Source organism: Specibacter cremeus, assembly GCF_003946885.1.
GTDB lineage: Bacteria > Actinomycetota > Actinomycetes > Actinomycetales > Micrococcaceae > Specibacter > Specibacter cremeus.
Genome location: NZ_RWKQ01000080.1, coordinates 1 through 7,412, shown reverse-complemented (window position 1 = coordinate 7,412; position 7,412 = coordinate 1). Strand labels below are relative to the sequence as shown.

Genomic DNA, 7,412 nt, shown 5'->3' with positions numbered 1-7,412 from the left:
ATTCTACCGACAAACGTTCTGAATAACCCTCCATGATCTCCACCTGATCGGCGGTGCCATTCCCGTGCAGCCCGAGTCCGAAGAGTGTGACCTGGTCCAGGTTGTAGCGTCCAGGATCGAGAACGAGTAGATCGCCGGGTTTCGCCCGTTGTAAGGCGGCTTGCAACGTTGCCTTGCCAAACCCCGAACCCACCTTGATTTTCGCCATTGACGCAGTTACTCCCATGTCCCAAGATCATTACAGTGGAAAGCGTATCGCAGCTCACCAGCGACTGTTCCGCGGCCCCCGCGTGTCAGGCTGGGACGCACTTCAAATCTTGGCATGAGATTGTTCTGGCCGTTGTAGTTCTCGATTTTCAATGAAGCAATCCCCAACCAGCTGGGCGTCGACTACAACGTGAAGCTGCTGGCCAACATCGCCGCGCACATCGCCCCGGCCCTGGGTTGGGTGCCCGCCGCCTCCAAGTAGGGCGCACTTGCGCACCAATCCAGCCGGATTTCGGTGCGCTTCCGCGCCCCAGATGCGGGCGGAGGCGGAATTTCCACTACTGTGATGTGGGTCATAGGCGTAGCTGATGGGTTGCATAGCCAATTGGCGTCTACTCGACCCGTCCGGGGTCACCGAAGCTGGTGGAACAGGAATCAGCCAAGTGAAGGCGCCCGCCGGCAACGGGGGACGCCGCCGAAGAGCGAAGGAGCTCCCCATGCCGCAGACCACGTTCACCGTCAACGGCCGCGACTACGTGCACCAGGGCACCCCCGTGGTCGTCATCTGCATCGACGGTAGTGAACCGGCCTACCATGAGCTCGCCATCGAGGCCGGCCGCATGCCGTGGCTGAAGGAGGTCGTCGCGACCCGGGGCACGTCGTGGCCGGCGCACTGCGCCATCCCGACCCTGACGAACCCGAACAACATGTCCATCGCCACCGGCCACCCGCCGGCGGTGCACGGCATCTGCGGCAACTACATCCTGGACCCCGCCACCGGCGAGGAGGTCCTGATGAATGATCCGAAGTTCCTGCGTGTGCCGACGCTGTTCTCCGCCGCGTCCGCGGCCGGATTGAGCGTCGCCATCGTCACTGCCAAGGACAAGCTGCGCCGCCTGCTGGCCACCGGCATCACCCAGCCCGGCCTGGACCCGGCCGGCTCCGGCGAGATCGTCGAGCCGGCCAACACGGGTATCTGCTTCTCCGCGGAAAAGGCCGACACCGCCACCCTGGCGGAAAACGGCATCGAGAACGTGCTTGAGCTGGTCGGCATGGAGCTGCCCAGCGTGTACTCGTCCGAACTGAGCGAGTTCGCCCTGGCCGCCGGCGTGAAACTGTTGGAAACGCGGGCCCCGGATGTCATGTACCTGACGCTGACCGACTACATCCAGCACAAGAACGCCCCCGGCACCGAGACCGCCAACGACTTCTACGCCATGGTCGACACGTACGCCGCCGCGCTCGACGCCCTGGGCGCCGTCGTCGTCATCACCGCCGACCACGGCATGAGCCCGAAGCACAAGACCGACGGCAGCCCCCGGGTCATCTACCTGGAAGAGGAAGTCAACAAGGTCCTCGGCGTCACCGGCGACACCCCCGAGGGCGGCAGCCGGGTCATCCTGCCCATCACCGACCCGTACACGGTGCACCACGGGGCCCTGGGCTCGTTCGCCAACGTCTACCTGCCCGCCGGCGCGGACCGCGACGCCATCATCGCGTCGCTGCGCGGACGGCCCGGCATCTCGTTCGTGCACACCTCCGAGGAGGCCGCGGAGCTGTTCTCGATGCCGCTGGACCGCATGGGCGACATCACCGTCCTCTCCGACAAGGACACGGCACTGGGCCGGTACGCGGCCTGGCACGACCTGGCCAACCTGGAGGTGCCGCTGCGCTCCCATGGCGGCCTGGGCGAACTGAACATCCCGTTCTTCGTCAACCGTGTCCTGCCCGCCCCGACCGAAACCGAAAGCCGCGGTCCGAGCGGGCAGCAGGCCGTCCTGCACAACTACGACGCCTACTGGGTGGCCACGAGCCACGTCGCCGCCACCGCCGCGGCCACCGTCTAGCATTCCTCTCCTCCACGGGTTGGGCCTGCCGCCGCAACGGCAGGCCCAACCGCCGGCGGCCGTGCCCTGCCCGGCGCCGGCCCTCCCCAATCACAGGTTTGTATGACGAAAGGACGTTAGCAATGTCCGAACACGGCTCTACCGAAACCTCTGTACTCCCCAATCCCACCCGGCCGCAGCAGAAGAGTTCAACGAAGCGGCAGGAACTGTTCAAGTGGCAGCTGCGCATCTTCGCGCTGTCCTGGCTGGCGTACGCCGCCTACTATTTCCCGCGCTCCGCGTTCTCCGCCGCCAAGGTCGGCATCCTCGACGAAGGCTTCATCTCCCGACAGACCCTCGGCATCATGGACTCCGCCTACCTGGCCGCCTACGCCGTCGGCCAATTCGTGTGGGGCGCCGTCGCCGAAAAATACGGCACCCGCGTCGTCGTCGCCGGCGGCATGGTCATGGCCGGTGTTGCCGCGCTGTTCATGGGCCTGGCCCCGGCCATCTGGCTGTTCATGCCGCTGATGATCGTCCAGGGCCTGGCCCAGTCCACCGGCTGGTCGGCGCTGAGCAAGAACATCGCCTCGTTCTTCACCATCAGGGCGCGCGGCCGGGCCATGGGGTTCTTCTCCACGAGCTACGCGTTCGGCGGCCTCGTCGCCACGCCGGTCACCGGCTGGGTCGCGTACTCCGTCTTCCACAGCTGGCGCTGGGCCTTCATCGCCGGCGCCATCGCCATCGCCGTCGCGTTCGTCCTGTTCATCGTCTTCCAGCGCAACAGCCCCCAGGAGATCGGGCTGCCCGGCATTGACGAGGACCCCGCCGCGCTCGACGCCGAACACGTGCGCGGCACGACCCGCGCGCCCATTCCGGTGGTCAAGGTCAAGGCCGAACGCTTCTCCGCCCGGGACCTGATCGCGGCCGCCAGGCACGACTCCATGGTGCTCAAGCTGGGCATCGTCTACTTCCTGCTCAAGCCGGCCCGCTACGCCATCCTGCTGTGGGGCCCGGTCCTGGTGCTCGACGCCATGCCGCACCTCGACGCGATCACGGCCATCATGGTCCCCGTCGCCTTCGGTGTCACCGGCGTGATCGCCCCCGTCGTCGCCGGCTGGACCTCGGACACGTTGTTCAACGCCCGCCGGGTCCCGCCGAGCGTGATCAGCCTGGGCCTGCTGGTGATCGCCCTGGCCCTGTGGCAGGTCGTCACGGCCACCGGCTCGCTGACCCTGATCGTCATCCTGCTGGCGTTCGTCGGCCTGACCGCCTACGGTGCCGACGCCATGATCTCCGGTGTGGCCGCCGTCGACTTCGGCACCTCCAAGCACGCCGCCGGCGCCACCGGGTTCATCAACGGCTGTGGATCCCTCGGCGCCATCCTGGGCGGACTGCTCCCCGGATTCTTCCCGGGCGTTGCCATCTTCTACACCTTTGCCGCCGCCGCCCTGGTGGCCGCGCTGATCCTGGCCCCGTCCTGGAACAAGCGCCCCACCGCCGCCTGACCCTTACCCAGCAACCGGCAGCAACGGTGCTGCCCGAAACGAGGAAACCATGAACACGGAACTGCACCAGAACTACATCGACGGGCAGTGGCGGCCGTCCTCGGCGGGCACGACGTTCGCCAACGTCAACCCCGCCAACGCAAGCGACGTCGTCGGGCATTTCCCCGACTCCACCGCCCAGGACGCCCTCGACGCCATCGAGGCGGCGGCCAAGGCGGGCCGCGGCTGGGATGCGCTCGGTTCCATCAAGCGCGGGGACATCCTGTTCGCCGCCGCGGACATCATGTCCCGGCGCAAAGAGGAACTGGCCCAGGCCGTCACGCGGGAACAGGGCAAGTGCCTGCGCGAATCCCGTGGCGAGGCGCAGCGGGCCATCGACATCCTGCGCTACATGGCCGGCGAGGGCCGCCGCCTGTCCGGCTCCACCCTCCCGGCCGACGAGCCGCGCACCATGGCGCTGACGTGGCGCAAGCCGATCGGCGTCGTCGCGCTCATCACGCCGTGGAACTTCCCGCTCGCCATCCCGGTGTGGAAAATGGCTCCGGCCCTGCTGTCCGGCTGCACGGCCGTGCTCAAGCCGTCGCCGCTGGCGCCGCTGACGTCGGCCCTGCTCGTGGACATCTTCACCGAGGCCGGCGTCCCGGCCGGGGTGCTGAACCTGGTCCAGGGCGACCGCGCGCCGGGCGAGACACTGTCGGCGCACCCGGACGTGCGCGGCATCTCGTTCACCGGATCGCTGCCGGTCGGCCTGGCCATCCAGCAGGCCGCCGCACCCCGGCTGGCCCGCACCCAGCTGGAGCTCGGCGGCAAGAATGCGCTGATCGTGCTGGCCGACGCCGACCTGGACCTGGCCGCCGACGCCATCCTGCACGGCGCGTTCGGCCAGGCCGGCCAGCGCTGCAGTGCCACCAGCCGCGTCGTCGTCGACCGACGCGTCCGCGAGGACCTGGTCGCCCGCGTCCTGGCGCGCATCGAGGAGCTGCGCATCGGCGACCCGTTTGCGGAGGAGACCAAGCTGGGCCCGGTCGTCAACGGGGACCGGCTGGACGCCTGCCTCGCCGCGATTGGGCGCGCCCAGGCCGACGGCGCCACCGTCCGGACCGGCGGCTCCCGGGCCACGGACGGCGCCCTCGCCGACGGCTACTTCATGGAGCCGACGCTCATCACTGACGTGGCCCCGGACTCGGACCTGGCCATGGAGGAGGTGTTCGGCCCGGTGCTGTCCGTCATCGACGCGGAGAACTTCACGCACGCCATGGAGATCTCCAACTCGGTCAAGTACGGCATGTCCGGCACGATCTTCACGAACAACAGGGCCCACGTCTATGACGCGCTGGAGCAGTTCGAGGCCGGCATGTTGCACGTGAACCGGCCCGGCGTCGGTGCCTGGCCGCACCTGCCCCACATGGGCGCGAAGCTTTCCCAGTACGGGGCGCCCGAGTGTTCACCGGAAACGTGGGAGTTCTACATGGAGTGGCGCTCGGCCTGCATCAGCTTCCCGGCGGCGTAGACACACCTTGTTAGGTTGAATGCCATGCACCTGAGTATCCAGAGCCTGCGAATCTTCCTCACGGTTGTCGAAACCGGCAGCCTGTCTGCCGCCGCGCGCGTGCTGTACATGAGCCAGCCGTCCGTGTCGGCGCACGTGCGCAGCCTGGAGACCTCATTGGCCGCCCACCTGCTGGACCGGGGTCCGGCCGGCGCCACCCTGACGCCGGCCGGGCAGGTGCTGGCCGGCCATGCCCGGAAGATCCTGGACATCCTTGAGGAAGTGGACGACGACGTCGCCGCCGCCCAGGGGCAGGCCGACCGGAAGCTCTCGGTCGCCGGCACCAGCACGCTGGGTTCCTATTTGCTGCCGCGGGTGCTCAGCCGGTTCCTGGCGGAGAACAGCACGATCCGCACGGAACTGCGGGTCGGGAATGCGGAGAAGGTGGCGGACTGGATCATCAACCGCGAGGTCAGCCTGGCCATCTGCGCCGGCAAGGTCGACCACGAGCAGCTCGAATGCACGGAAATCTTCGACGAGGCACTGATCCTGGCCGCCGGCCGGGCGCACCCGCTGGCCGGGCGGGCGCTGACTCCGGCCGATCTGGCCGGCGAACGGTTCCTGCTGCGCGAGATCGGATCCTCCACCCGTGCGGACCAGGACGAAATCCTGGCCGACTGGAACCTCACGGACGCCGCAAGCTGGACCATCTGGAGCGCCGAGGCGGCCCGGGAATCGGTTCGGGCCGGCCTGGGCCTGGCGTTGATTTCCGAGCACGTCGTGGCCCAGGACCTGCGCTCCGGCGAACTCGTCCGGCTCAAGATGACCCCGGCACCCAAGCGCCGGCCGGTCACCCTGGTCCGGATGGCCGACCAGCCGCTGACCCCCGTGGAACTCGCCTTCGTCAAACTCATCAGCAGCATCAAGGCGTGGCCGGTCGCCTAATACCGGCCGGACCCGCTTAGCAGCAACCGTCCAAGAAATGTCCCGAAAGGAAACATCATGAACAGCACTGCAGCTCGAACTGACCTCATCATCGTCGGAGCCGGCATCGTCGGCCTGGCCCACGCCTTCGAGGCCCACCGCAACGGCCACACCGTTCGGATCATCGAACGCGACGCCCGGCCCAACGGCGCCTCCATCCGCAATTTCGGACACTGCTGCATCACGGCCCAGGACGGCGAGCTGCTGGACACAGCCTACCGGTCGCGCGAGGGCTGGATGGCCGCGGCGAAGGCCGTTGGCTTCTGGGCGCCGGAGGCCGGCGCCTACGTTGTGGCCCGCAGCGAGGCGGAGCAGGCGGTCCTTGAGGAGCTGAACGGCAAGCGGGGCACCGAGGCCGTGCGGCTTCTCACGGCTGCGGACATCAGGTCCGTGCTCGGCGGCACGCCGGATCCGGCCATCGTCGGCGGGGCACACCTGCCGGCCGACCTGCGCGTCGACCCGCGCTCCGCCCCGGGCGAGATTGCCGACTGGCTGCAAAACCAGGACGGTGTGACGATCGAGTGGAACGCCGCCGTGAAGGACATCAACGATGGAACCGTGACCACCGGCCGCGGCGATTTCCACGCCGGCAAGGTGCTGGTGTGCGTGGGCCACGACCTTGACTACCTGTTCCCCGCACTCGCCGACCGCTACCAGGTCCAGCGCTGCGCCTTGCAGATGGCGCTGGCGCCGGCCCCGTCCACCTACAAGATTGACGCCGCCGTCCTGACCGGCACGTCCATGGCCCGCTACGACGGGTTCACGGCCATGCCCGGTGCCACCGCCTTGAAGCAGGAAATCTACGGGCACAGCCCCGAATTGGTCGACATGGTGGCCAACGTGATGTTTGCCCGCCGCCCGGACGGCACCATCATCCTCGGCGACACGCATGTTTACGGCCAGACCATCGCCCCGTTCCAAGACGAATGGTGGACCACCCGTGTGGTTGACGAGATCGGCAAGGTGCTCGGCACCGACCTGAAGGTCACCCAGCGCTGGCAGGGTGTGTACGCCACAAGCCCCCTGACCCCGCTGCTGATCGAGGACGTCGACGCCAAAACCCGTGTCATCACGGTCACCTGCGGCATCGGCATGACGATGTCGTTCGGCATCGCCGCGGAGACCATCGCGGCCCTCTGAGCACTCGACTGTGACGGGTCCCGACGGGCTCGACCACCGCTGGTCGAGCTTGTCGGTGGTCGAGCTTGTCGAGACCCGCTGGTCGAGCCTGTCGAGTGATCGATGGATCGGGGTGGGCGGGTGGCGGACCCGGATGTATCGATCAGTGGATCGGGTTCGGTGGCGTGTCGGGGGTCCGCGGGGGTCAGCAGCCCTCGCCGGCGGGGTTGTCGAGGCAGGTGTCGGCGTAGTTGCGGGTGATGGCGCGCCAGACGCGCA

Annotated in this window: 6 protein-coding genes; 5 read left to right on the top strand and 1 reads right to left on the bottom strand. The window is 68.0% G+C overall.

What is annotated here, in order from left to right:
- The coding region (locus tag EJC77_RS19900; RefSeq protein WP_205787537.1) for a hypothetical protein at nucleotides 1–208 on the bottom strand (208 nt) is incomplete at its 3' end.
- 496 nt (nucleotides 209–704) lie between these two features.
- Between EJC77_RS19900 and phnA the strand changes: the two genes are divergently transcribed.
- From phnA to EJC77_RS19875, 5 genes are all read left to right on the top strand, one after another.
- Nucleotides 705–2,054 carry a phosphonoacetate hydrolase gene (gene phnA / locus EJC77_RS19895; protein WP_125616952.1) on the top strand — a complete coding sequence of 450 codons (1,350 nt, stop codon included), beginning with the start codon at nucleotides 705–707 and terminating at the stop codon, nucleotides 2,052–2,054.
- Between the two features lie 122 nt (nucleotides 2,055–2,176).
- A complete protein-coding gene (locus EJC77_RS19890; RefSeq protein WP_125616949.1) occupies nucleotides 2,177–3,541 on the top strand; it encodes an MFS transporter in 1,365 nt (454 codons plus the stop codon).
- A 49-nt stretch (nucleotides 3,542–3,590) separates the two neighbouring features.
- On the top strand, nucleotides 3,591–5,051 hold the full coding sequence (locus EJC77_RS19885) for an aldehyde dehydrogenase family protein (RefSeq protein ID WP_125616945.1): 1,461 nt from the start codon (nucleotides 3,591–3,593) through the stop codon (nucleotides 5,049–5,051).
- A gap of 24 nt (nucleotides 5,052–5,075) precedes the next feature.
- Nucleotides 5,076–5,975: a LysR family transcriptional regulator gene (locus EJC77_RS19880; RefSeq protein ID WP_125616942.1), complete on the top strand. Its 900-nt coding sequence runs from the start codon at nucleotides 5,076–5,078 to the stop codon at nucleotides 5,973–5,975.
- A gap of 57 nt (nucleotides 5,976–6,032) precedes the next feature.
- A complete protein-coding gene (locus tag EJC77_RS19875) occupies nucleotides 6,033–7,154 on the top strand; it encodes a TIGR03364 family FAD-dependent oxidoreductase (RefSeq protein ID WP_125616939.1) in 1,122 nt (373 codons plus the stop codon).
- Nucleotides 7,155–7,412 lie beyond the last annotated feature (258 nt).